At 61.9% G+C, this 22,420-nt stretch carries 30 protein-coding genes; 28 read left to right on the top strand and 2 right to left on the bottom strand.

Going from position 1 to position 22,420, the window contains the following annotated elements; translation table 11 throughout:
• Nucleotides 1-54: 54 nt before the first annotated feature.
• Nucleotides 55-771, bottom strand: coding sequence for a CPBP family glutamic-type intramembrane protease (locus LQE90_RS01995; RefSeq protein ID WP_114565912.1), 717 nt, complete (start codon nucleotides 769-771; stop codon nucleotides 55-57).
• A 183-nt stretch (nucleotides 772-954) separates the two neighbouring features.
• Between LQE90_RS01995 and LQE90_RS01990 the strand changes: the two genes are divergently transcribed.
• The 27 genes from LQE90_RS01990 (at nucleotide 955) to LQE90_RS01860 (ending at nucleotide 21,067) form a co-directional block, all read left to right on the top strand.
• On the top strand, nucleotides 955-1,446 hold the full coding sequence (locus LQE90_RS01990; protein WP_147269841.1) for a hypothetical protein: 492 nt from the start codon (nucleotides 955-957) through the stop codon (nucleotides 1,444-1,446).
• Nucleotides 1,447-1,531: 85 nt separating this feature from the next.
• Nucleotides 1,532-1,723 (top strand): hypothetical protein, encoded by a 192-nt coding sequence (locus LQE90_RS01985; protein ID WP_114565910.1) that lies wholly within the window; start codon nucleotides 1,532-1,534, stop codon nucleotides 1,721-1,723.
• 81 nt (nucleotides 1,724-1,804) lie between these two features.
• Nucleotides 1,805-2,137 carry an HNH endonuclease signature motif containing protein gene (locus LQE90_RS01980; protein ID WP_114565909.1) on the top strand — a complete coding sequence of 111 codons (333 nt, stop codon included), beginning with the start codon at nucleotides 1,805-1,807 and terminating at the stop codon, nucleotides 2,135-2,137.
• A 121-nt stretch (nucleotides 2,138-2,258) separates the two neighbouring features.
• Nucleotides 2,259-2,537, top strand: a complete 279-nt coding sequence (locus LQE90_RS01975) for a hypothetical protein (RefSeq protein WP_114565908.1) — start codon at nucleotides 2,259-2,261, stop codon at nucleotides 2,535-2,537.
• Nucleotides 2,476-3,948: a phage terminase family protein gene (locus LQE90_RS01970; RefSeq protein ID WP_216528653.1), complete on the top strand. Its 1,473-nt coding sequence runs from the start codon at nucleotides 2,476-2,478 to the stop codon at nucleotides 3,946-3,948. The genes LQE90_RS01975 and LQE90_RS01970 overlap by 62 nt, the downstream gene beginning before the upstream one ends.
• A complete protein-coding gene (locus LQE90_RS01965; protein WP_216528652.1) occupies nucleotides 3,948-5,366 on the top strand; it encodes a phage portal protein in 1,419 nt (472 codons plus the stop codon). Before LQE90_RS01970 ends, LQE90_RS01965 begins: the two co-directional genes overlap by 1 nt.
• Entirely contained in the window at nucleotides 5,367-6,245 is an 879-nt protein-coding gene (locus LQE90_RS01960; protein WP_114565905.1) for a VG15 protein, read from the top strand.
• 158 nt (nucleotides 6,246-6,403) lie between these two features.
• Nucleotides 6,404-6,907 (top strand): hypothetical protein, encoded by a 504-nt coding sequence (locus LQE90_RS01955; RefSeq protein WP_216528651.1) that lies wholly within the window; start codon nucleotides 6,404-6,406, stop codon nucleotides 6,905-6,907.
• 19 nt (nucleotides 6,908-6,926) lie between these two features.
• Nucleotides 6,927-7,790 (top strand): hypothetical protein, encoded by an 864-nt coding sequence (locus tag LQE90_RS01950; protein WP_216528650.1) that lies wholly within the window; start codon nucleotides 6,927-6,929, stop codon nucleotides 7,788-7,790.
• 2 nt (nucleotides 7,791-7,792) lie between these two features.
• A complete protein-coding gene (locus LQE90_RS01945; RefSeq protein ID WP_114565902.1) occupies nucleotides 7,793-7,987 on the top strand; it encodes a hypothetical protein in 195 nt (64 codons plus the stop codon).
• 15 nt (nucleotides 7,988-8,002) lie between these two features.
• Nucleotides 8,003-8,392, top strand: a complete 390-nt coding sequence (locus LQE90_RS01940) for a Gp19/Gp15/Gp42 family protein (RefSeq protein WP_114565901.1) — start codon at nucleotides 8,003-8,005, stop codon at nucleotides 8,390-8,392.
• A 17-nt stretch (nucleotides 8,393-8,409) separates the two neighbouring features.
• A complete protein-coding gene (locus LQE90_RS01935) occupies nucleotides 8,410-8,727 on the top strand; it encodes a hypothetical protein (RefSeq protein WP_114565900.1) in 318 nt (105 codons plus the stop codon).
• The gene (locus tag LQE90_RS01930) at nucleotides 8,720-8,992 is read left to right on the top strand and encodes a hypothetical protein (protein WP_114565899.1); all 273 of its coding nucleotides are present in this window, start codon (nucleotides 8,720-8,722) and stop codon (nucleotides 8,990-8,992) included. Before LQE90_RS01935 ends, LQE90_RS01930 begins: the two co-directional genes overlap by 8 nt.
• A gap of 4 nt (nucleotides 8,993-8,996) precedes the next feature.
• Nucleotides 8,997-9,338 (top strand): hypothetical protein, encoded by a 342-nt coding sequence (locus tag LQE90_RS01925; protein ID WP_216528649.1) that lies wholly within the window; start codon nucleotides 8,997-8,999, stop codon nucleotides 9,336-9,338.
• Nucleotides 9,339-9,379: 41 nt separating this feature from the next.
• A complete protein-coding gene (locus LQE90_RS01920; protein WP_114565898.1) occupies nucleotides 9,380-9,946 on the top strand; it encodes a phage tail tube protein in 567 nt (188 codons plus the stop codon).
• On the top strand, nucleotides 9,946-10,245 hold the full coding sequence (locus tag LQE90_RS01915; protein ID WP_216528648.1) for a hypothetical protein: 300 nt from the start codon (nucleotides 9,946-9,948) through the stop codon (nucleotides 10,243-10,245). The genes LQE90_RS01920 and LQE90_RS01915 overlap by 1 nt, the downstream gene beginning before the upstream one ends.
• 95 nt (nucleotides 10,246-10,340) lie before the next feature.
• A complete protein-coding gene (locus LQE90_RS01910; RefSeq protein WP_216528647.1) occupies nucleotides 10,341-10,607 on the top strand; it encodes a hypothetical protein in 267 nt (88 codons plus the stop codon).
• The gene (locus LQE90_RS01905; protein WP_216528646.1) at nucleotides 10,588-12,936 is read left to right on the top strand and encodes a phage tail protein; all 2,349 of its coding nucleotides are present in this window, start codon (nucleotides 10,588-10,590) and stop codon (nucleotides 12,934-12,936) included. Before LQE90_RS01910 ends, LQE90_RS01905 begins: the two co-directional genes overlap by 20 nt.
• 3 nt (nucleotides 12,937-12,939) lie before the next feature.
• On the top strand, nucleotides 12,940-13,818 hold the full coding sequence (locus tag LQE90_RS01900; RefSeq protein ID WP_216528645.1) for a hypothetical protein: 879 nt from the start codon (nucleotides 12,940-12,942) through the stop codon (nucleotides 13,816-13,818).
• Nucleotides 13,818-14,270 carry a hypothetical protein gene (locus LQE90_RS01895; RefSeq protein WP_216528644.1) on the top strand — a complete coding sequence of 151 codons (453 nt, stop codon included), beginning with the start codon at nucleotides 13,818-13,820 and terminating at the stop codon, nucleotides 14,268-14,270. The genes LQE90_RS01900 and LQE90_RS01895 overlap by 1 nt, the downstream gene beginning before the upstream one ends.
• Before the next feature lies 1 nt (nucleotide 14,271).
• Nucleotides 14,272-17,394: a phage tail protein gene (locus tag LQE90_RS01890; protein WP_216528643.1), complete on the top strand. Its 3,123-nt coding sequence runs from the start codon at nucleotides 14,272-14,274 to the stop codon at nucleotides 17,392-17,394.
• A 14-nt stretch (nucleotides 17,395-17,408) separates the two neighbouring features.
• Nucleotides 17,409-18,890 (top strand): InlB B-repeat-containing protein, encoded by a 1,482-nt coding sequence (locus LQE90_RS01885; protein WP_216528642.1) that lies wholly within the window; start codon nucleotides 17,409-17,411, stop codon nucleotides 18,888-18,890.
• 13 nt (nucleotides 18,891-18,903) lie between these two features.
• Nucleotides 18,904-19,302 carry a hypothetical protein gene (locus tag LQE90_RS01880; protein WP_216528641.1) on the top strand — a complete coding sequence of 133 codons (399 nt, stop codon included), beginning with the start codon at nucleotides 18,904-18,906 and terminating at the stop codon, nucleotides 19,300-19,302.
• A gap of 86 nt (nucleotides 19,303-19,388) precedes the next feature.
• Nucleotides 19,389-19,643 carry a hypothetical protein gene (locus LQE90_RS01875; RefSeq protein WP_216528640.1) on the top strand — a complete coding sequence of 85 codons (255 nt, stop codon included), beginning with the start codon at nucleotides 19,389-19,391 and terminating at the stop codon, nucleotides 19,641-19,643.
• Nucleotides 19,640-19,957 (top strand): hypothetical protein, encoded by a 318-nt coding sequence (locus LQE90_RS01870; RefSeq protein ID WP_216528639.1) that lies wholly within the window; start codon nucleotides 19,640-19,642, stop codon nucleotides 19,955-19,957. The genes LQE90_RS01875 and LQE90_RS01870 overlap by 4 nt, the downstream gene beginning before the upstream one ends.
• Nucleotides 19,954-20,274, top strand: coding sequence for a hypothetical protein (locus LQE90_RS01865; RefSeq protein WP_216528638.1), 321 nt, complete (start codon nucleotides 19,954-19,956; stop codon nucleotides 20,272-20,274). Before LQE90_RS01870 ends, LQE90_RS01865 begins: the two co-directional genes overlap by 4 nt.
• Complete coding sequence (locus LQE90_RS01860) at nucleotides 20,267-21,067, top strand: SH3 domain-containing protein (protein WP_216528637.1); 801 nt, start codon at nucleotides 20,267-20,269, stop codon at nucleotides 21,065-21,067. The genes LQE90_RS01865 and LQE90_RS01860 overlap by 8 nt, the downstream gene beginning before the upstream one ends.
• Nucleotides 21,068-21,125: 58 nt before the next feature.
• Here the strand turns inward: LQE90_RS01860 and LQE90_RS12355 are convergent, their stop codons facing one another.
• Entirely contained in the window at nucleotides 21,126-21,257 is a 132-nt protein-coding gene (locus tag LQE90_RS12355) for a hypothetical protein (protein ID WP_255713155.1), read from the bottom strand.
• A 261-nt stretch (nucleotides 21,258-21,518) separates the two neighbouring features.
• Here LQE90_RS12355 and LQE90_RS01855 point away from each other — a divergent pair, with 261 nt between their 5' ends.
• Nucleotides 21,519-22,310, top strand: a complete 792-nt coding sequence (locus tag LQE90_RS01855; protein ID WP_114565888.1) for an HAD family hydrolase — start codon at nucleotides 21,519-21,521, stop codon at nucleotides 22,308-22,310.
• Nucleotides 22,311-22,420 lie beyond the last annotated feature (110 nt).

Raw genomic sequence — 22,420 nt, 5'->3', positions numbered from 1 at the left:
GACCCCCGGCGCTCGCCGAGGTGGCGCGTGGAGCACGTCAAGGGAGGCGGCGCTCTACCCGATGAAATGCGACAGGATTCCCAGTCCGAACACGTCTGCTGCCGAATGCGCGATGAAAAACGGCGCTAGGTTCTTGTCTTTCGACCGCCTGTAGATCAGGTAGACGGCTCCTCCGAACACGAGGCCGATTCCCAATGCAGGCATTAACCCTTGGTAGGTATGGAAGCTTGCGCGCACGAGCAACGAGAACGGCACGGCCCACTTCAGGTGCCTGGGCCTCACCGCGAGGCAGATGCCTAGGAAGTACAGCTCTTCGTACGCTCCGTTGAGCGCGGCGTGCAAGACCCTGGAAACGGGTTCGCTCCAGAAAAAAGATCCGATCGGGTTCGGGAACTGGATCGCCTCGCGGATCGACCCCGCAACGACCATGTAGGCATCGAAGGCGAGCGAGCCGATTAGAAACACGAACGCAGCGCAGAGGACCGCTCTGAGATCGAGCTTGATGCGCCATGCCTTGAAATCGAAGTTCCTGGCTCGCAGGTACAGCAGGGCGATCGCCAGCAACCCCGATTGGACGGCGATGGCGTTGTAGTTGTCCGCGACGGAGAACGAGATGTTGCCTTCGACCGTCGCCGTCCCTTGCGAAAGGCCCAAGAGCGACATAGTGGACGAGAGGATCGCCCAGCCGAATAGGATAACGGTGAGCGAGAGGATGTCGAACCACTCGAGATAGCGAACTTTCTCCTTTTTCGTTTTGCGAATGAGCGTCAAGGCCGCCTCCTTTTGACTGCTTTGCATCGATGAGCTCGTCCGTTTTCCGGGAGAGGGGGATGATGATACCCGCCTATCGAATTTCGTCAAGGGGAGGCGACGTTTTTCGCATGTTCGTCGACAGTGATAATTTATGCGATAAAATATCAAGCACACTTGTTCGATCGGATTCCGGAGGCAGATTTGGACCACGACATATTCGTCATGCGGGCATGCGTCGCGTCTTACTTGCGGCATATAAAGACGATGGACGACGAGATACGCGAGATCGAGTCGAGGATAAGGGACGTGCGGTCGCGGCTCGTGTCCATGGGGGCGTCGTTCGAAGGCTCCCGATCCGGCGGATGCGGGGACAGGCTGGGCGAGGGCGTCGCGCGCATCATGGAGCTGGAGGCGGAGTGGTCGGACCGCGTGTCGGCATGCTATGCGGAGATAGCCGCCGCCCAGGACATGTGCGATCCGCACCACGTGGGCAGGTGGGCCATGTGGATGCACGTGGTCGAGGGGCGGACGTGGGCCTACGTCGGGCGCGTGATCGGATACAGCGAGCGCCAGGCTCGCACCATCGGCGACGCCGGGGCGCGCGACCTGTACCGCTTGATCCCGGAGACGTTCCGGCGCGACGAGTTCCCCAACGCCGCGCCGATAGAAACGCTGCCGCCCATTGCCGTCTGATCCTGATAGTCTGATATAAGCGAGACGCAACCGAACAGCCGTCCATTAGGGGCGGCTTTTTTATCGCCGAGACAGGGAGGCAGCAATGGTATCCGTCGAAGAGGTAATCGCAATCGCGTTGCAATACGACACCGCCATCAGCCGCGCCATGCTGCGGGCATGCGGCGTACCGGTTCCGCATGCCCGTCCGCGCATCGGCTCCATCGTCGCTGTCGACGCCTACGACGGCATGGGCGAGTGCTTCGCGAACAACGAGTCTCCGATGGACGGGCGATAGGGGATGGAGGTGCGCCGATGATAATTCACAGGGGTTTCCATACGATGAACGAGCGAGTCGATGCCATGGAAGCGACGGGGCATGTCGAAGCCTAACCCGCGCCGAGCCAACGGAGCCAGAAGGGACGCGCTGCGCAAGCGCGTGGCGGCGATGGGATTGCCGTGCCATATATGCGGGCTTCCCATCGACTACTCGCTCGCGACCTACGTCGATCCGACGGACGGGAAGACCAAGCGCCACCCGATGTCGTTCGAGCTTGACGAGCTCGTGCCGGTGTCCAAGGGCGGCAACCCGCTCGACATCTCGAACGTCGCTCCTGCGCATAGGATATGCAATCAAAAGAGAGGCAACAAGACGCTTAGGAAGCCTCCGGAGCCGACGGCCGACAGGCTCCCGAAGTCGAGGGAGTGGTGACCCAGGGGGGACCCCCTCCCCTTCGTCCGAAGCCACCCTAGCGGCGCAGGGCTAATATCCCCCCGCGATTCTTTTCCGCACCAGGTTTTTGATCTTTTAGCCCGAAAGGAGGGGTTTCCGGATGCCAGAGGACGGATGCATGACGCTTGCGGCCCTCGCAGAGGGTACTGACGACCTCGAGATGCTGAAATGCCTCCGACTAGGGATAGCAAGGCAGCTGGAGGAAACCCAGTCAGGACGCGACATAGCGGCTCTCTCAAAGCAATTCATGGATATTACCAAGGAGATACGCGCATTGGAGAAGGCGCAGCCGAAAAAAGACAGGAGGACGGCTTTGGATGAAGCGAGGAACAAGCGCAAGAAAGCGCCAGCTAAGAGGAAACCAAGATCCGCGAATTAGGGTTTCTGACGATTACGCCTACACGTACGGAGGCGATGCGGCGGAGATGGCCGGCGCCTACGGACTTACTCCCGACCCTTGGCAGCAAACCGTGCTGGATGACTGGCTCGCATACGACGATGACGGCACATACGCGCACGACACTTGCGGGCTGGCCGTTCCGCGCCAGAACGGGAAGAACGGCACTCTTGAAGTTCGTGAACTGTACGGGGCTGCTGTGGAGGGCGAGAAGATACTGCACACCGCACACGAGGTGAAGACGGCCCGCAAGGCATTCCTGCGCCTGTGCTCATTCTTCGAGAACGAGAGCGAGTATCCAGAACTTGCCGAAATCGTGAAAGCCATCCGCAAGACGAACGGGCAGGAGGCCATCGAGTTGACGAACGGAGGCTCGATAGAGTTCTCTGCCCGCTCGAAGGGCGCAGCGCGTGGCTTCACCGTGGACGTAGTTGTGTGCGACGAGGCGCAGGAGCTCACCGACGACCAGTTGGAGGCTCTGATGCCAACCAGTTCGGCTGGCCCGTTGCAGAACTCGCAACTCATTCTTTTAGGAACGCCGCCCGGTCCAACCACCAATGGGGACGTATTCCCGCGAACGCGGAGAAACGCGCTGTCGAGCGAGCACGGCGGCACGAACTGGATCGAATGGTCGGTTGACGACATCGGCGATGTATCCGACGAATCAAGGTGGGAGGAAACCAATCCCGCTCTCGGCTACCGGCTAACGCGAAAGGCGGTCGAAAAGGAGCTGAAAACGATGTCGCCAGACGGGTTCGCGCGCGAGAGGCTTGGCTGGTGGGCGAGCGACATGGCAAACGGGTGCTTCGACCCTTCCGAATGGGACGCGCTCAAAGTCGACTTCACCGACGAGGAGATAGCAGAGCAGGCTTCCTGGAAGCGAGCCTACGGCGTGAAGTTCTCGGCGGACGGAAAGCGCGCGGCAATCGCGATCGCGATATGGAAAAGGGGAGCCACGCCCCATGTAGAGGTGCTCGAGCATGGACCGACGGAGAACGGGATACAGTGGGCTGAAGATTGGCTGACGCCTCGGTGCGGGAAGGTCAGCACGACCGTCATAGATGGCAAGGCAAACGCGCTCGACCTGTACAACCGGCTCCTAGCCGGCGGCGTGGTCAAGAGAGCGCTGGACCCCGCGAAACCGGAAACGGTCACGGCGGCGTCGTCCATGTTCCTGAACGCCGTCACGGAAGGATCCATGACGCACATCGGGCAACCTGCGCTCGACGATGCGGTCAAGGCGGCGGAGAAGCGCGAGATAGGCAAAGGCGGAGGCTTCGGCTTCCAGTCGGGAAACGAGACCGACATCACCCCGCTCGAGGCCGCGTGCCTCGCTCTGTGGGGCGTGAGAACCACGAAAAGAGACCCTAGCAGAAAGGCGGTGGTCGGCTGATGGCTACGACGAGAGCGGCGTTCCAGAAGCCGCGATTCGCGCCCGATTTCCCGTACCAGGACGTGTTCGACGACCTATGGGGCATCTGGCGCAAGCACATCCTCGGCAACCAGAAGAAGAACAAGTACTACGAGGCGAAGAACACCCTGCAAGACCTGGGACTGTCGATCCCGCCTCCGCTCAAGGACGTGGAGACCGTCGTGGGATGGCCGCAGAAGGCCGTGGAGGCCCTCGCCGTGCGATCTCGCTTCGACGGGTTCGAGGCGAACGACGAGACGGCCGCCGCCATCCTCGACAGGGTGTCCGAGCAATCTGGGCTGAAACGAAAATACCGCATGGCCGTCACGTCCGAGCTGGTCTACTGCTTCTCGGCCGTAACCATATCGCGCGGCGACGTCGATGCTGGCGAGCCGGAGGTGATAATCGGGCTCCATTCGGCGGAATCGTCCGCTGCTCGCTGGGATTACCGCAAGAACCGCATCAAGTACGGCTTCACCATCGTGGATTACACTGACAAGGGAAAGGCGTGCGAGATCAACCTGTACGTCGACGACGCGATAGTCAACGCGAGGGCCACTCGGTCGGGCGTTTGGGATTACTCGGTTTCCGAGCACGAGATGGGACGGCCGCTCATGGAGGTCCTGGCGTACCGGCCGACCGAGGCGCGCCCGTTCGGGCAGTCGCGCATCACGCGCGCCGTGCGCTCGATCACCGACAGCGCCGTGCGCGAGGCGCTGCGCACCGAGGTGAGCGCCGAGTTCTTCACGGCTCCGCAAAAGTACCTGCTCGGCGTGAGCAAGGAGGAGGCTTTCGCAGAGGTTTCCAAGTGGGAGGCCTACATCGGATCGATCTTCACCATCGGCAGGGATTCGGAGGGCGACGTCCCGCAGTTCGGGCAGCTCGCACAAGGATCAATGCAGCCGCACGTCGACTACATGCGAAGCCTCGCCGCAAGGTTCAGCGGAGAGACGAACGTGGCGATAAGCCAGCTCGGCGTCATCCACGACAACCCGTCGAGCGCGGAGGCGATCTACGCGGCGAACGAGCCGCTCATCATGGAGGCGGACGACCTCAACGACGGAAACGGCGAGGCTCTGCGGAACATCGCCCGCATGGTGGTGGCAGCCGTGCTCGACAAGCCGCTCGACAAGCTCACAGAGGACGAGCGCAGCATCACGCCGATATTCCGCAACCCGGCGATGCCGAGCATCGTCTCCCAGGCAGACGCTATGGTGAAGATCGCGTCCGTCGCGCCTTGGATCGCCGAAACCGACGTGTTCCTCGAACAGCTCGGGTTCGACGAGGGCACGCGCCGCCGCCTGATGGACGACAGGAACAAAGCTGCGTCGGCTAACGCGATCAGCGATATCTTCGCCGTCAATAAGCCGTCGCAGAACGAGCCTACGGTGGTGGAGTAAATGTACTCCATCCCGCTTTCGTACATTCAGGAGTTCTCCGACGCGGTCGACGAGGTGAGCTACAGGGCGAAGAGTCGGCTCGTCGCCGCGCTTGCAGCCGTTGACATGAGCGACCCGCAGGCAGCGCGCGCTCAAATCGCCGACATCATGGAGCGCATCGTTGGCGCGTCCGACGTGCTGGCATCAACTATGGCGGCTTCCTTCTACGACGGAATCCGCGAGTACCAGACAGGTGAGAAGCTTGGCGCTTCGACCGACAGCGGGCGCGACCCCGAGTCGACTAGGAACGCGACCTACGGCATCACCTCGAAGCTGGCGGAGACGCCTGAAATAAAAGTTGTGGAAGCCATTCTTCTGCAGCGCGTCGGATACGAGATACAGCGTTCCGTTGGCCGCACGATGTTCCTGAACGGAGAGCGCGACGCCAGGAAGCCGAAGTACGCTCGAATACCCTTGGGCGGCGATTCGTGCGAGTTCTGCCGAATGCTGGCATCGCGCGGCTTCGCGTACAGATCAGAGCTGACCGCCGGCAAGCTCGACCCCGACCACTACCACGACGGATGCAGGTGCCGCGTCGTGTGCTCATGGGACAAAGACCCCGCCATCGAGGGGTTCGACCCAGCAGAGTACGATGACAAGGCGTGGGGCCAGTACGGCGGCGACGCGGAATCGTTTGCGCGGAAGGACCATTCGCAGCATCGGCAGCACCAGAAGGAGAAGAGGCGCAACCGTTACACGGAAGACGGCAAGCTGAAAGCCGGATACTCCGGCCAGCGCATCGATAAGCAGGCCGCATATACCGAAGCCGACCGCAAGAAGACGGCGGTACGCGCAGCAGCCGAGCGAGGAAACGCGCAGCGCGTCAAGAAGCGCAAATAGCGACCGCCCTCGGCAAGGCGTTGAACTGCATCGGACATACCTAGGAATCAAGCACCCGCATAGGTGCTTTTTTCATGCCCTGAACCGGGCGACAGCAAAGCGGAGCCGCATGGCGACGCGAACCAAGCGCGCCGCATGGCGCAGGAAGGATGGTCATCATGGCCGAAGACAACATCACAACGATCGAACCGACAGAGCCGACGCAGAACGGCGACGGAGGCGCCGAGCCGCAGGGCGCAGGCGCTCCGGCAGCCGACACGACCGACTGGAAGGCGGAGGCCCGCAAATGGGAGAAGAGGGCGAAGGCGAGCGCGAAGCAGCAGGACGGCAGCAAGACGACCGACGAGGAGCTTGCCAGCATCCGAGCCGAGCTCGACGCTATGAGGGCCGAGCGCGACCAGAAGGCGTGGCTCGCCGAAGTGTCCGAGGAAACCGGCGTCTCCGCAGACCTCGTCAGAGGAGCGACCAAGGAGGAGATGAAGGCGCACGCAGAGGCCATCGCGAAAGCGTACAAGAAGCCCTCCGCGCCGTCCGGCCAGTCCGACACCCGCAAGGGAGGCGACGGCAACGGCCCGAAGATGACCAAGCAGGAGATCCTTGCGATCAAGAACAGCAAGGAGAGAAAAGCCGCGATCGCGGAGAACATCGATTTGTTCAAATAAACCGAAAGGATGATGAAAAATGGCAGACGCAAACCTCAGCACCGCGTCCCGCGTCCTCGACATCGAGTTCGCCAGCAAGTTCGAGCAGGGCGTGACCGCGCTCATGACGGTGTTCGGCATCGAGACGCCGCAGACGCTCACCGCCGGGACCCAGATCCAGATGTACACCGTGGAGGGATCCCTGTCCGAAGCCGAGGTAACTCCCGGCGACGACATCCCTCTGTCCAAGTACGAGCACAAGAAGGTAGGAGATCCGTACGCTGTGAAGCTCAAGTCCTACCGCAAGGCCACCACCAAGCAGGACATCCTGAAGTACGGCTTCGACGCCGCCGTCGAGAAGACCGACAAGAAGATGATCCAGGACATCCAGGGCGGTCTGCGCAAGGACTTCTTCGCGTTCCTGAAGGCGGGGACCGGCACCGCGACCGGCAAGACGTTCCAGGCTGCGATCGCGAACACCTGGGGCGTGCTCACCAAAGCGCTCAACGAGAAGGACGAGAACGGCACGCCGGTGTTCTTCGTCAACCCGCTCGACGTCGCCGAGTACCTCGGAGCCTCGACGATCAACAACATCGAGACCGCGTTCGGCTTCACCTACCTCAAGAACTTCCTCGGCATCGGAGACTGCATCCTCGACGCGAACCAGGCGAAGGGAACCGTCTGCGCGACGCCTAAGGAGAACATCAACGTCTACGCCGTCGACTTCGCCGCGCTGGGCGAGGCTGGCTTCAGCTACCAGTTCGACGAGTCCGGCTTCATCGGCGTCCACCACGAGCCCAAGTACACCAACGGCACGGCCGAGACCTACGCCGACACCGGCGTGCTCCTGTTCCCGGAGGTAGCGAACTACATCGTCAAGGGCGCCATCGAGGCGGGCGTCTAATCATGGCCAAACTGCGAGTGATCAAGTGCTTCACCGACAATACCCTAAACGACAAGAAGGGCGGCGTCCGCTGGGAGGGCGAAGTGTTCGATGCGCCCGCCAACCGCGCTAAGGCGCTCATCGAAGCCGGCAAGGTCGAGGAGGTAAAAACCGAGCATGTCAACAAGCCCGACGAGAAGGTCGAGAAAGAGGAGTAAGGAGGTGCCGCTGGCATGGAGGCTTACGCGAGCGTAGAAGATCTCCAAGCGCGCTGGCGACCTCTTTCGAGCGGTGACGAGAAGGCGCGCGCGGAGCAGAAGCTGAAGGACGCGTCCCTCGTCGTCGCCGACGAGTGCCGGAGATTCGGCGTTGAGCTGGATATCGACGATGAGCTGACGAAGGACGCGCTCTCGCTCACCGTATGCGAGATGGTGAAGCGAGCGATGATGTCGCATGTCGACCAGGCTCCGATAACGCAGGGCGGCGTGACCGTTGGGCCGTTCAGCCAGTCCCTAACCTACGCGAACCCGACCGGCGACCTTTACCTGACGTCTGCGGAGAGGCGAAGGCTCGGCATCGGCCGCCAGAGCGCCGGATTCGTCCACCCGTGGGGTGATGCGTGATGCTCCATGGAACCACGGTGATCGTCGAAACCAAGGCGCAAGCAGGGAAAGACTCCCATGGGAACCCCGTCTACGACGTCGCGGTAGAGACCGTCGGCAACGTCCTGGCGGCCGTCGGCCCCACGTCCTCCATCGGAGAGTCAAACCGTCCGGAGGGCGTGTCCGTCGCCTACACGCTGTACTTCCCGAAATCCTACGGCGGCAGCTTGGAGAAGGCGCGGGTGTGGGTCTACGGAGAATGGTTCGATGTCATCGGCGACCCACGCCCGTGGCTCGACCCAGAGCCTCCCGGCGACTGGAACAGAGAAGTGGAGGTGACGGCGACCCATGGCTGATATAAGCGGCCTCAAGATCAACGGGCAAGCTGCGCGCGAGATCATGAAGATGCCGGCCGTGAGGGCGGACCTCGTGGCGAGAGGGCAGCGCATCGCGCGCAACGCCGAGGGCATGAGCGAGAGCGGGAACGCTCGCTACGGCGTCGTGGCGAAGAACCTGGAGGTTTCGGCGCACGTTTTCGTGCAGACCGCAGACGCCGCATCAATCGCGTCGAACGCGAAGCACAACTCCCTCGTGAAGTCGGTCGATGCGGGAAAGGGGTGATGCCATGCCTTACGACATCGAGGCTGCGCTCGTCGCATGGATAGCCGCGAACACCGGATGGGACGCTGCAACGGAGGTCCCGAACCCGCGCCCGGAGCGCTTCGTGTCGATCGAGCGCACCGGCGGAGGGGTGACAGGCGTCGTCTTGGACAACCCTGCCGTCGCCATCCAATGCTGGGCGCAGACGAGAGCGGAGGCGGCGGAGATGGCGTGCAGCATCCGCGACATGCTGCCGTCGTTCAAGCGCGAGGCGAACGTCAGGGCGGTTTCCATCAACTCGATTGCGAGCTTCCCGGCTGCCGATTCGCCACGTTACCAGATAGTCGCGGACATAAAAACGGTTTAGCCGCCCTCTTCGGGCGGCTTATCAGCATAGGAGGATGAGATATGGCGCAAAACGCTGAAAACGTGCACATTCCGAAGCCCAAAGTAGGAGGATCCGTGTACTCGGCCGACCGAGGGACAAATGTGCCGACCGACGCATCAACGGCGCTGCAGGAAGGGTTCAACAGCCTCGGCTACATCCACGAGGACGGCATCACGGAGGCCATCAACGGCGACACGGAGGGATTCAAAGCGTTCGGAGGAGACGAGGTCGCCGTCGTCAGGACCGATCACGAGGTGACGTACGCGTTCCACCCGATCGAGACGAACAAGCACGCGCTGGCAGAGCGGTACGGGCAGGACAACGTGACGGTCGACAGTAAAGGCAACATCGCCGTGCTGGTGAACAGCAAGCAGTCCGCCGCGCGATCCTACGTGTTCGAGGTGCTCCTTTCCGAGACCATGGTGGAGCGGACCGTCGTCCCTCGCGGGAAGGTCATCGAGGTCGGAGAGATGAAGTACTCCGGATCCGAGCCTCTCGGATCCGAGATCAAGATCAAGGCACTTCCGGACGAGCAGGGAAACAAGGCGTACAAGTACTACGCCGAAATCGAGGAGGAGAGCGCGTAATGGCGACGAACGGCAAAGCAAAGGCGAACGAAACGCCCGTAACCGTAAACGTAAAGGGAATCGACGTTACGGTCGACAAAGAGGTGATGAACGACATCGAGGTAGTGGAGCTTCTCGGAGAGATGCAGGACGGCAACATCTTCGCGTTCCCGAAGCTGTGCAAGCGCGTCTTCGGCGACCAGTACCCGAAGGTGAAGAGCGCGCTCGCGAACAAGGCGGGAGTGACTACGGCCACGTCCATGACCGGGTTCTTCAACGAGCTCATGGCGAAGATGAACGAGGGAGAGGCAAAAAACTGATCTTCTTCGCCGAGGTGCGCCGCAAGTACCCGGACGAGCTTAGAGCCGACCTCCAGAGGTACTACGGCGTCTGCATCGACGACGTGGGAGGGAGCGTGTCGGTCAGGCATGCGGCGTCTCTGTCCCGCAGCCTGCCGAGAGGCTCGCTCACTTTGGCGAAGATCAACCCGGAAACGCAGTGGACGGACGCCGAGTGGATGCTCTTCCACCTGCTCAACTCGTGGCGCGACAAGGACGGCCAACTTGTCCCGCCTTGGAGGGAGGCTCCTAAGAAGCGCTCCGCGTCCATGACGCAGGAAGAGTACGAGAGAAGGCTGTCGATGCCGAGGAAGGAGGCTCGCGATGGCAAGCGAATTGGCTAGCGCGTACGTCGCGCTGTACCCGAAGCTGAAGAAGGCGAACATCGCCGCGCAGCTGAAATCAGTCGACGCGAGCAGCGCCGGGGACTCGGTCGGCAAGTCGTTCGGAGGAAGCTTCGGAGGAGCGGCGGCAACGGCGGCAAAAGCAGGGCTCGCAGCGCTCGTGGCAGCGGCTGCTGCCGCCGTCGCCGGCGTCGCAAAGGTTGCCGCATCCGCGCTCGAAAGCTACGCATCCTACGAGCAGCTGGTTGGAGGCGTCGACACGCTGTTCAAGGAGAGCAGCGGGAAGCTCCAGGCTTACGCTGCCGGCGCGTACAAGACGGCCGGCATGAGCGCGAACCAGTACATGGAGCAGGCTACGTCGTTCAGCGCGTCGCTGCTGCAGAGCCTCGGCGGCGACACCAACGCCGCCGTCGAGTACGCGAACATGGCGATCACCGACATGTCGGACAACGTGAACAAGATGGGCACCGACATGGGGCGCATCACCGACGCGTACCAAGGCTTCGCGAAGCAGAACTTCACGATGCTCGACAACCTCAAGCTAGGCTACGGAGGAACAAAGGAGGAGATGCAGCGCCTGCTCGACGATGCCGAGAAGATATCGGGAATCAAGTACGACATCTCTTCCTACGCCGACATCGTGGAAGCCATCCACGTGGTGCAGCAGGAGATGGGCATCACAGGCACCACCGCGCAGGAGGCCGCAGCCACCATCGAAGGATCTGTTGCGATGGCGAAAGCCGCCTACTCGAACTGGCTCACCGGGCTTGCCGACGAGAACGCCGACCTCGAAGCGCTGACCGGCCAGCTTGTCGATTCCGTCGTCACGGCCGCTGGGAACATAATCCCGAGGCTCGGTCGCATCCTAGGGACGGCCTTGGGTTCGATACCGCAGCTCGTCGCAAAAGTAGGTCCGGAGCTTGCTGCGTCGCTGGGGACGATGTTCTCGACCGCGTTCGAGACCGTGAAGGGCTCGCTTCCGCAAGGAATGCAGGATTCCATCGCGGCGGCGACAGGGTCGCTGCAGGAAGCGTTCGGCCCGATCGTGTCGGAGATAGGCGAGAAGCTCCCGTCGGCCATCGCGACGGCGCAAGAGTGGATAGGACGCCTCGTCGACGCGTTCGCCCCTGTAGCAGCTCAGTTCGCGGGGACGCTGGCGGCAGCGTTCTCGACCGCGTCGACGCTTCTCGAGAGCCTCGGAAGCGCTATAGGCCAGTGGGTGATCCCGGCATTGGAGCAGCTTGCTCCGATGATCGGCGACTTTCTCGGGGCAGCGCAGCGCATGTACGAGGCGCTTCAGCCTGTCGCCGACTTCCTCGGCACCGTGCTCGGGGCAGCCCTGTCGCTGGTCGTCGCCCTCTTCGGAGGAATCGTGCAGGCCGCCACATTCGCCATCGACGCGTTCACCGGGTTCGTCGAGTTCCTTGCAGGATTGCCTGAATCGGTGAACCAGTTCGTGACGAACGTCGGCGCTTTCTTCTCGCAGCTCCCTATGCTCGTCAAGTCGTGGCTCGACCAGGCGGTCGCAGACGCGGTCGCATGGGCGTCCTCGATGGCGGCGCAGGCCGTGGCGGCAGGATCATGGTTCGTGAGCAGCGTCGTGTCGTTCTTTGCCGGGCTTCCAGGATCGGTGTCGGGATTCCTCTCGTCTGCTGTATCTGCTGCAGCGTCGTGGGCGGCGTCGATGGCGAGCCAGGCGGCGACGGCAGGATCCCAGTTCGTCGGAAACGTGATCTCTTTCGTATCGAGCCTTCCTGGAAAGGTCGCCGGGTTCGCCGGGCAGATGGCGTCAGCAGCCGGCGACATGGTACGAGGGATGGTGTCGGGCGTCCGCGACGCAGCGGGTGCTGTTTGGGACGCCATCGTAAACGTGTGCTCCGGTGCGCTCGACGCCGTGAAGAGCTTCTTCGGCATCGCGTCCCCGTCGAAAGTGATGAAGGCGACGTTCAGGTGGGTTCCCCTCGGAGCCGCAGAGGGTATCGACGCAGCTGCAGGATCGGTAGCCAAGTCGATGGCCGCCATGGGAGCAGGAGCAGTGAAGACGGCGACGAGGTTCGCCGACGCAATGGCAGCGCCGTTCTCGAACATGGCCGTATCAGCTCCGAGGATGTCGTCGGCGGGATACGCCGCGTCCAACGGCGTTACGGTCAGGGTCGATCAGAGCGGCGGGATAACGGAGGAAGGCGTGTACAACGCCATGGCGGCGGCAATCGCCTCTGCGGAAGGCAGGGAAGTCTCCGTCTACGTGGACGGGAAGAAGCTGGCGTCGTCAATCGCGCAACCGATCGGAGCGGAGCTCGCCAGGGTGGAGAATCTCAGGAGGTGGTAGAAGATGGAGGAGATAAACCCTCAAAACAGGATCGTCGTCGGAGGCGTCGACCTGTTCGAGCGTTTCGGCATGGTGATGTCAGACGACTGCACGCTGTCCCCTCCGGCTCCGAAGACCTACCTGGTCGACGTGCCTGGCGGCAGCGGGTCGATAGACCTCACCGAGGCGTTGACCGGAGACGTCGCGTACGGGGCAAGGAACCAGTCGTTCGTGTTCGGCGTCATCGAGCCGGAGATGTTCGAGCAGCTCAAGACGGAGGCGTCGAACTTCCTCCACGGGCGCGAGTTCGATTACTCGCTGACGATGGACCCAGGGTACACGTACCATGGCCGGTTCGCGGTTGACGAGTACTACAGCACCGCCCATATCGGGTACATCAAGGTCAACGTCACGGCAGATCCGTGGAAAACCAAGGGGACGCAGACCTACCGCCTCGATGCGAGCGGAGGCAGGATGTACCGCTTCGAGTGCGGTCGGCGTCCCGTGCAGCCGGTCATCGAGTGCGACCAGCCTACCAAGGTCACGACCGCCGACGGAGAGGTCATCCGGCTCGGCAAGGGGACGTACCGCCTCAACGACGTGGTTTTCCGCGAGGGGTGGAACGACCTGTACATCAACAGCCGGGAGGTCAGCAACACGTGCTGGTACGAGCTCGCCGACGGAGAGGCGCACGCCATGACGTGGGTGCAGGCGTCGTCTTTGAGATGGGACGAGGTCATGGCCATGAACGGAAGCTCGAACGCCAAGTCCTCGGCATGGGAAGACCTCGCCGAGACGAGGTGGGCGGAGCTGTCGGAGACGAGATGGGCCGACCTTAGGGTGTACGAGGAGGCGGTCGGAGAGAACGCGACCTACATACAGTACGAATGGAGTGATCTTTAATGCCAACAGCTAACCTAGACCTGGAGTACGTGAACGGGTCTGACTACATCGATCCCGAGGCTTTCAACAGGAACGCCGACAAGATAGACCCTCTCGGGAAATGCTACGTTGTCTCCAGCGGGAAGACGGGCGAATGGCGGTGGAAGAAATGGAGCGACGGCACCGCCGAGTGCTGGATCGACGACAAGGCGTTCCCGTCGCAGGGGCTTTCCGCCTGGGGCAACATGTACGCGACGCAAAAAATGTCGTTCGGTGCGTACCCCTTCGCGTTCAAGTCCCGCCCGTTCGCGTCCATCGCGATCAACAGCTGCACGAACTCGACGCATTGCTCGTTCGTCGCACAGCAGACGACCGAATCCACTACGCAGTCGCCGAGCTTCGTTCTGTGCGATCCGAACAACACGTCGATCGGCGATCCTCATTTCGGCATCTCCGTGAAGGGGGCTGTGTAAGGTGTACATCGTCAAGTACGGCGACGCTTACCTGCACGACCCGCGAGGAGACGAGTCTCTGCTGACCGACGCGAAGCTGTCCGGAGGGCTGAACCAGGCCGGGTCGCTCGTGTTCACGATGGCCCCGAACCACCCGCTTCTCGGCACGGTGCGCGAGCGCGACTCGTCGAGCCCGGTGGAGGTGTACGACGGGGGCGTCCTGGTCTTCGCCGGCTACGTGTGGGAGCTGTCCCAGGATTTCAAGAACACGCGCACGGCATCGTGCAAGGGCGAGCTCGCCTACCTCGGAGATTCGCTGGTGCGCCCGTACTCGACCGTGGAGGGGGAGGCGAAGCTTTCCGCCCCTTCCTCCGTGAGCGGATATTTCCAATGGCTGATCGACCAGCACAACTCGCGCGTGTCGGAGGCGCAGCGGTTCGACGTGGGGCGCAACGAGGGCGCGCTGCTCGACAAGAACGACCGCATATACCGCGCATCGTCCCAGATTCCGACGACGTCCGAAGAGCTGCAGTCGAAGCTGCTCGACGGCCCCGGCGGCTACGTGTTCGTCAGGCGCGAGAACGGGCGGCGCGTCATCGACTACCTGGCGGATTGCGTGGACGTCAACGCGCAGGTGATCGACTTCGGCGTGAACCTGCTCGACTACGCGCGCACGGATTCGGCATCGAGCCTGTACACGGCTATCAGGCCGAAGGGCGGCAAGCCCGACGGATCGGACGAATACGCGACGCTCGAATCGCTGCCCGACGGCACCTATTCCAAAGACGCGCGCTTCCGCAAGGACGGCGACGTCGTCTACGACGCGGAGGCCGTCCGGAAGTACGGCATGATCGAGCTGGAATGGTCCGATTCGGAGGCCGTGACCGCCGACGGCCTCCTCGATTCGGCGGTGATAGCGCTGAAGGAGCACACGTCGCCGAAAACGACCATCGAGATAAAGGCCGTGGACATGTCAATGTTCATGGACGGCTGCTCTCCGTTGCGGCCCGGCCAGCTTGTGCGCGTGCGAAGCAAGCCTCACGGATTCGATTCGTACATGCTGGTGGCGAAGATCGACCCCGACCTGAACGACCCAAGCCAGACGGTCTACACGCTGGGGACCACCTTCGATGCCGTGACGGGCGAGACGAACAAGCAGATACGCAGGCTCAACGCGTCCATCAATGCGCAGATCGACGCGGTAGCCGGGATAAGCGCGGAAGCGAAGGAAGCTGCGAAAAACGCGATCATGGCGAACGCGGCGGCAGGTCAGGCGCAGGAGACGGCGGAAAACGCCAAAGCGGGAGCAGACGAAGCGCAGAGCAAGGCAAACGAGGCGAAGGAAGCAGCCGAAGGCGCGCTGCGAACTTCGGAAGAGGCGCAAGCCGCAGCCGAATCGGCGGCTCAATCAGCAATTAACGCGCAGGCGGAGGCGAAGGCCGCGCAAGCAGCCGTGGATGCCGTGGAAACGCTCGTGACGGGCATGCAGACCGACGTGGAGAACGCCCAGAGCGCGGCCGATGCGGCATGGCAGGCAGCGGAGGAAGCCGACGCTAAGGCTACCGAGGCGAAGACGGCAGCGGACATGGCTAAAGACGCTGTGGAGACCGCTAAAGCGGCTGCGATCAACGCCAAGGCCGAGGCGGAGCAGGCAAACGCCAACGCTTCGGCTGCACAGACCTCCGCGAACGAGGCCAAGACGGCTGCGCAGGAGGCGTCGTCTACAGCTGCTGCTGCGAAGCTCGACGCGGAGCAAGCGCAGCGGGACATAGACGCGCTCGACGCCGAGCTTGAAACCGTGTCGAGAACCATGACTGCGGACTACGCGCGCAAGACCGAACTCACCGAGGCCACGGCGTCGCTGCAATCGCAGATATCCCAGAACGCCGGGCAGATCAGCTCCACCGTTTCAAGGCTGACGGAGATCGACGAGACGGCGAACGACGCAGCGGAGCAGGCGGCTACGGCCCAGACGGCGGCTAACAACGCGAAAGCAGCAGCCGACGCCGCCCAGGATGCAGCAGACGAAGCCCAAGCCGCCGCCGACAAGGCGCAGGAGGACGTGAACGCGCTGGCCGTCCGCGTGACGAAAGCGGAGACGAGCATCACGCAGAACTCCGATGCCATCAAGCTGGCTGCGACCAAAGAGGAAGTGACCAGAACCCTCGGCGGGTACTACACCAAAGAGCAGGCCGACGCGGCGATCAAGGTTGCCGCAGACGGCATCAACCTCACGGTGTCTGAGGTCAAGGAGACGGCGAACGCAGCGAAGGACGCCATCGACGGGCTGGAGGTCGGCGGTAGGAACCTTGTTTTAGATTCGATGGCGAACGATACTAGCAATCATGAGTACGCCTTCGATACAAGAAATTTATCGGTGGTTCTTGAACCTAACACGACATACACTCTAACCGTCAACGGAAGAACCAACGACGACAAAACCTCCGAGGACAACAAGTATCTAAATGTCTTTTTATATGCTGATGATTGGTCGTGGAATAAAAATATCTCCATCAAAGAAAGAAAAGATACGACCAAAAGCTATACGTTCACAACACCGAACGATACCAGCAAGATACGCAAAGTAACGGCGTACTACTATCCAAGTGTGGATAATAGTGGAGTTTCTTCTGCTGGAACATGCACGGTTAACTGGTACAAATTAGAGCGCGGCAACAAAGCCACCGACTGGACGCCTGCTCCAGAGGACATCGAAACGCGCGTCGAAGGCTGCGAGACCGCAGCAGGAGCCGCCGGTATCAAAGCGGAGAACAACTCCACGATGATAAGCAGCTTGTCGACCGAGCTGAACGTCTACAAGGGAACGGTCGAGGCGAAGTTCACGGACGAGAGAAAGTACGTCGACGGTCGAACCGAGGTCGTGGAGAACTGGATTCGAGAAGGCTCCGACGGTACGTCGTCGTTCTTGGAGCTGGGCGGAACGGACAGCAACTTCAAGTCACGGCTAACAAGCACCGAGCTTGGGTTCTACGAAGGAAACGCGAAAGTCGCGCACATCGGCAACAAGCAGATGCACATAAACGATGCGGACATCGACACTGCGAGCATCGACAAGCTGACCATCGGCAAGTACTCGTTCGTAGCCAACAGCGACGGGCATTTGACGCTCGTATACACAGGGTAGGAGGTGGAATGTAATTGGCAACCGTTTTCAGCAACACGGTCAACTATTGGCGAGCTTTCGCTGATTACGTCACCTCGCTAAGCAGCACGCATTTCACCGTGACGGTCACTGCTTTCGGCGTCCAGGCGCAGGGATATGGCTTCGACATCTCGTCGGGCATCACGACCACGATATGGGACACCGCAGGAGGGGCGTGCGCATCTGCAAGCGGAGGCATGCACTCTTCCTACGGAGGATACGATTACACGCGCCACTGGGAGGGTTCGCACTCGCACTCCTACGCCCGCGGGCACAGCGCGTACAATGTAAGCCTCGGCGTAGCTGCGGTCAACTCGTCTGGGTACATGAACGGGTCGGTCGCATCGAGTTCCGGAAGCGGCGACGTGGTTTTCACCGTTCCCGCCCTTGATTCGTACACGGTGTCCTTCAACGCCAACGGAGGCACGGGCGCTCCTTCCGCTCAAACGAAGTGGTACGGGGAGACGTTGACGCTCTCGACCGTGAATCCGACGCGAGCAAACTACACGTTCAAAGGCTGGGCAACCTCTCCAACGGCTACCAGCGCGACCTATGCGGCAGGCGGATCGTACACGTCGAACTCGGCTGTGACCCTATACGCCGTCTGGGAGCGGAATTACATCCAACCGACCGTCAGCAACTTGGCAGCCGTCAGATGCACGAGCAACGGCACGGCGAGCGACAGCGGCACGTATGCGAAAGTCACGGGATCGTGGGCTGTGGACACGTCGATCAACCCGTCCAACAAAGCCACCTCCCTGAAGATCGAATACCGGGCAACTGCCGCCTCGTCGTGGACGACGGCGACAAGCACGAACCCTGCGGCATCGAGCGGAAGCATATCGTCTGTCATAGGAGGGGGCAATATATCCGCCGGCAGCGCGTATTACGTGCGCGTCACGGTCACCGATAGCGGCGGCAGCGTATCGCAACAGGCTATCGTCCCAGCACAGTTCAGGCCGATGGATATCGGGAACGGCGGCAAGACCGTGGCTTTCGGAGCCGCGGCTAGCTCGACGGAAGGATTCGAGGTCACGATGGACTCCCGCTTCGCGGGGTCAATGAACGTGTCGGGTCCGAGTTGCAACTTCGACGTGGCAAACGCCGCCTTAACCAAGAACTCGACGAGAGTGCTGCACGGCGGCAAAGTGCTGTACAGCAACGCATCTGGCACGAACGGGACGGTCACGCTGAACGAAACCGCTGCTAATTTCAGCATGTTGGAGATTATCTATTACGGCGGCGTCAACGACATGAACCATGCGTCAACGAGGGTCTACAACCCGGACGGGAAGAGGGTTGCTTTGTTTGTTCCGTTGGTGCTTTCCCAGGGTAATTATTATGGAAAAGGCAAGGTTGTAACAGTGTCTGGAAACGCTATCTCACGATACGACACCTGGTATGGCGAGGTAGATAATAGCGGTAATATTTACGACGTAGATCACATTTATATAGTTCAAGTGGTCGGGTACGCATAAGGAGGCGAGAAGCATGGCATTGAGCAAACGAATAGTCTTGGACAACGGCGTGTCGACCAACTACCACCGAATCGTCGGCGTGAACGTCGTTACGAACGTGCAGAACACCATCGAAGTAGCCTCTTACACGTCGAGAAGCAAGCGGATCGAGGAGAAGGCATGGTACGAAGAGGCCGCGCGCCGCGACGATCTGGCGCGCAAGGGGAAGGAAGAGCTGACGGAGGACGAGGAAGCCCTGCTCATGACGGCGCAGGAGCCTATGAACGTGTTTATCGAAACGAACGTGTACGACACGCCGTACGACCAGTCCATGACGGTCGAAGCCGCATACGGCTACCTGAAGGGACTTCCGGAGTTCGATGGCGCGTCCGACGTGCTCGAATCAGGCCAAGATCCTGGCGATCCGCAATAAGAGCATCCGTCGACGAACGATATCAGATCAGTTGAGCCCTGCGAGCTTTCGCGGGGCTTTCTTATTGCAAGAGGGGAGGTGATTCCTTGGAGGCGATCATAGCCGCCTGCATCACGGGCGCGGTCACGCTGATCGGCGTCATCGTCGCGAACAGCAAGCAGTCGGCCGTAATGGCCGAGCGGATCGAGGGCGTGAAGAAGGACGTCGTCGACCTGTCGGCGCACGTCGAGAAGCACAACGGCGTCATCGAGCGCGTGTTCAAGCTCGAACAGCAGCCGAAACAGTGCGACGAGAAGTTCAAGACGCTGTTCAACAGCATCGACCGTTTGGAGGACAAGTGAGAAAGCCCAAGGGGAGCACGGTCATCATCGCGCTCATGTACCTGACTTGGACGGCGTACGTCCTGCTCCAGGCGTGGTGCCGACTAGCCATAGGGGCGTTCCTGCCGCCTGAAGTGACGTACGGCACCGCCGCGCTGTTCATCGTGGAGACGGTGAGCCTGGCGCGGCTGAAGATGGCGAAGGAGGGGAGCGCGCTCCCGCAGAAGAGGCCCAACCCCTTCTTGTCCAAGCTGGGGATCGCGGACGTCCCCGATTTCGAGGAAGAAGCGCAAATCGAAAGCGCGAAGCACGCGCAGAAGGAGGAATCGAAATGACCAAGGAAGAGATCTTGCAGAAGCTGACCAGCCGCAAGTTCTGGATCGCGACGGCAGCGGCCCTCGCGTCCGTCGGCGGCAGCGTAGCGGGCTTGGCTACCGACAACACGGCGCTCGCAACCACGGGCATGGTCTGCACCATGTTCAGCGCGGCCATCTACGCCGCAGCCGAAGCGTACGTTGACGGCAAGAGCGCCGCGAGCGCGCAGACCATCAACCAAGTGGTGACGACCAAGCAGGTGACGGCCACCACGTCGGACAAGGCCACCGTGCAGGCTGCGCTCGCCCCGGCGGAGAAGGAGGCCCCCAATGCCTGATCGCGCGAATATCGCGGCGACGTCCCACCGCCGCCAGGTGGACGATTGCCGGTTCGGATACACCCAGGGCGACGGGCGGTGGGGTTCCGGCCCCGTCGAGTGGTGGGAGTGCGAGGGGGTGCGCGCGCCGTTCGCCGTCGGCGACCGAGACTGCGCCAGCTCCGTCATCGACTGCTGGCGCGAGGCCCTGCGCGGCAGCGCCTACGAGGGCGCGCTGGATGCCGCGACGTACACCGGCGACATGCGCGCCGTGTTCGTCGGCTCCGGGCTGTTCGAGTGGCACCCGATGGGCGACGGCTACGTAGCCAAGCGAGGGGATATCTACCTCAACGAGGCCAACCATACGGCCATGTGCCAGAGCGCCGTGCCCGACATGCTGTCCGAGTACCTGTCCAACGAGTTCGGCGGCATCGTCGGCGGGCAGGTCGGCGACCAGACCGGCGGCGAGAGCCTGATGCGCCCGTACTACGACTTTCCGTGGGACGGAATCCTCGCGTACAACGGCAAGGCCGACGGGGGAGGGGCGCAGCCCTCGCAGCCAGCTCCCGCGCCGTCGGGAGTCGCCGGCGGCACCTACGAGTGCGTCGCCGACTCGCTCAACGTGCGCGACGCTCCGGGCATGTCGGGGGCCGTGGTCGCGTCGTACGCCGAGGGAGAGACGGTCGCGCTCGACGAGTGGGGCGAGGTGTCCGACGGCTACCTGTGGGGCCGCTACACGTCCTGGACGGGGGAGACGCGCTACATCGCCGTGGGGACCGCCGACGGGGGCGAGGAGTACTTGCGCAAGCAATGAAGCGAAGAGGGCGCATCCATGACGGGTGCGCCCTATTTTTTTGCGTTTGGGGTTCGATTTACGGGCTTGATAAGCTCTGTGCGGCGGCCACCGGGCACGCCGCGACGCGGTCGCTCGGGTCGTCGGAACATGCAGCCGCCTCCATGTAATCGGCTAGAGCGTAGCAGCGTTTCTTCTTCATCTTCTTCATTTCGGTCTCCTTTTCGACGCTTTCCCATATCCTTCGCATATCCTAAGTTGGCGTTTTTGCGAGCTTTTCTAGCATTGGCGAATCTAAAACACCAGTTGGTAGCATACCTAGCGTATTGAGAATTAAAGAGTTATACTTCTCAATTCGTTGCATGCAACGACGGGAGCGAGGGGTAGCGCGCGGCGGGCGGGGGCCTGCATGCGAGCTCCCGTCCGCCGCGCCAAGGGCGCGGCTCCGTCGACACGATGAGAATGGAATGCCATGTCCCGGAGCGGGGATCAGAGCGCGAACGTAGAACCGAACGTTGAAGCGAAGCCGAATCAGGAGGGCGCGGGGGTTGTTGCACCCGCAGGCGTGCGCGGCCAAACGGGGTCGACCGATTCCGACGCGCCCGTGCAGTTGGCGGTGTTCGATTTCGACGGTACGAGCATTGACGGCAACTCCCCGGTCTTGCTGGTCGCCCATCTCATGAAGCTGGGCCTTCTGCGCAAGCGCGTGGTCTCGCGCATCCTGCTATGGGCGGCTGCCTACAAGCTGCGCCTTCCGCAGAACGAGGCGCGCGTGCGCGGGCTGGTGTTCACGGCTTTCGAGGGCTGGCCTGCCAAGAAAGTCGACGCGTTTCTGGCCGACTTCTACGACCACAGCATTGCGCCGATTTTCCGTCCGCAGGCCGACGCCGCCATGCGCGCCCATGCGGAAGCGGGCGACGTGGTGCTGGTGGTTTCCGCCACCTTCGAACCCATTATCCTGCGCGCCATGGAGCACCACCCCTTCGCGCACCAGGTGTCCACGCGCATGTGCGTTGCTCCTGACGGCACCTACGAGCGCCGCGTGGAGGGGCTTCCGGTCGAAGGCGAGGAGAAGCTGGCTGCGGTGCAGCGCTTCGGCGACGAGCATTTCGGCCCCGGCAAGTGGGAGCTGGCTGCCGCGTACGGCGACCATCATTCCGACCGCGTGGTTTTGGGCGCCGCGAAACAGGCGTTCGCCGTCACGCCGGACCGCCCGCTCACCCGTACGGCGCGCGCGTGCGGATGGAGCATCCTCGACTGGTAGCCTCTTGGGTTTCGGCGTTTTCGGTTCGCCCGCCCCTTGATTCCCAGCCGCAGTGTTTTTGGGTTTTGAGTGCATGCCGCGCCGCATGCGTCTCTATCGGGTAAAATGTG

It is taken from the genome of Paraeggerthella hominis (assembly GCF_021044775.1).
Taxonomy (GTDB): domain Bacteria; phylum Actinomycetota; class Coriobacteriia; order Coriobacteriales; family Eggerthellaceae; genus Paraeggerthella; species Paraeggerthella hominis.
Note: the sequence above shows the minus strand (reverse complement) of the source record. Positions and strands in the feature narration are given on the sequence as shown.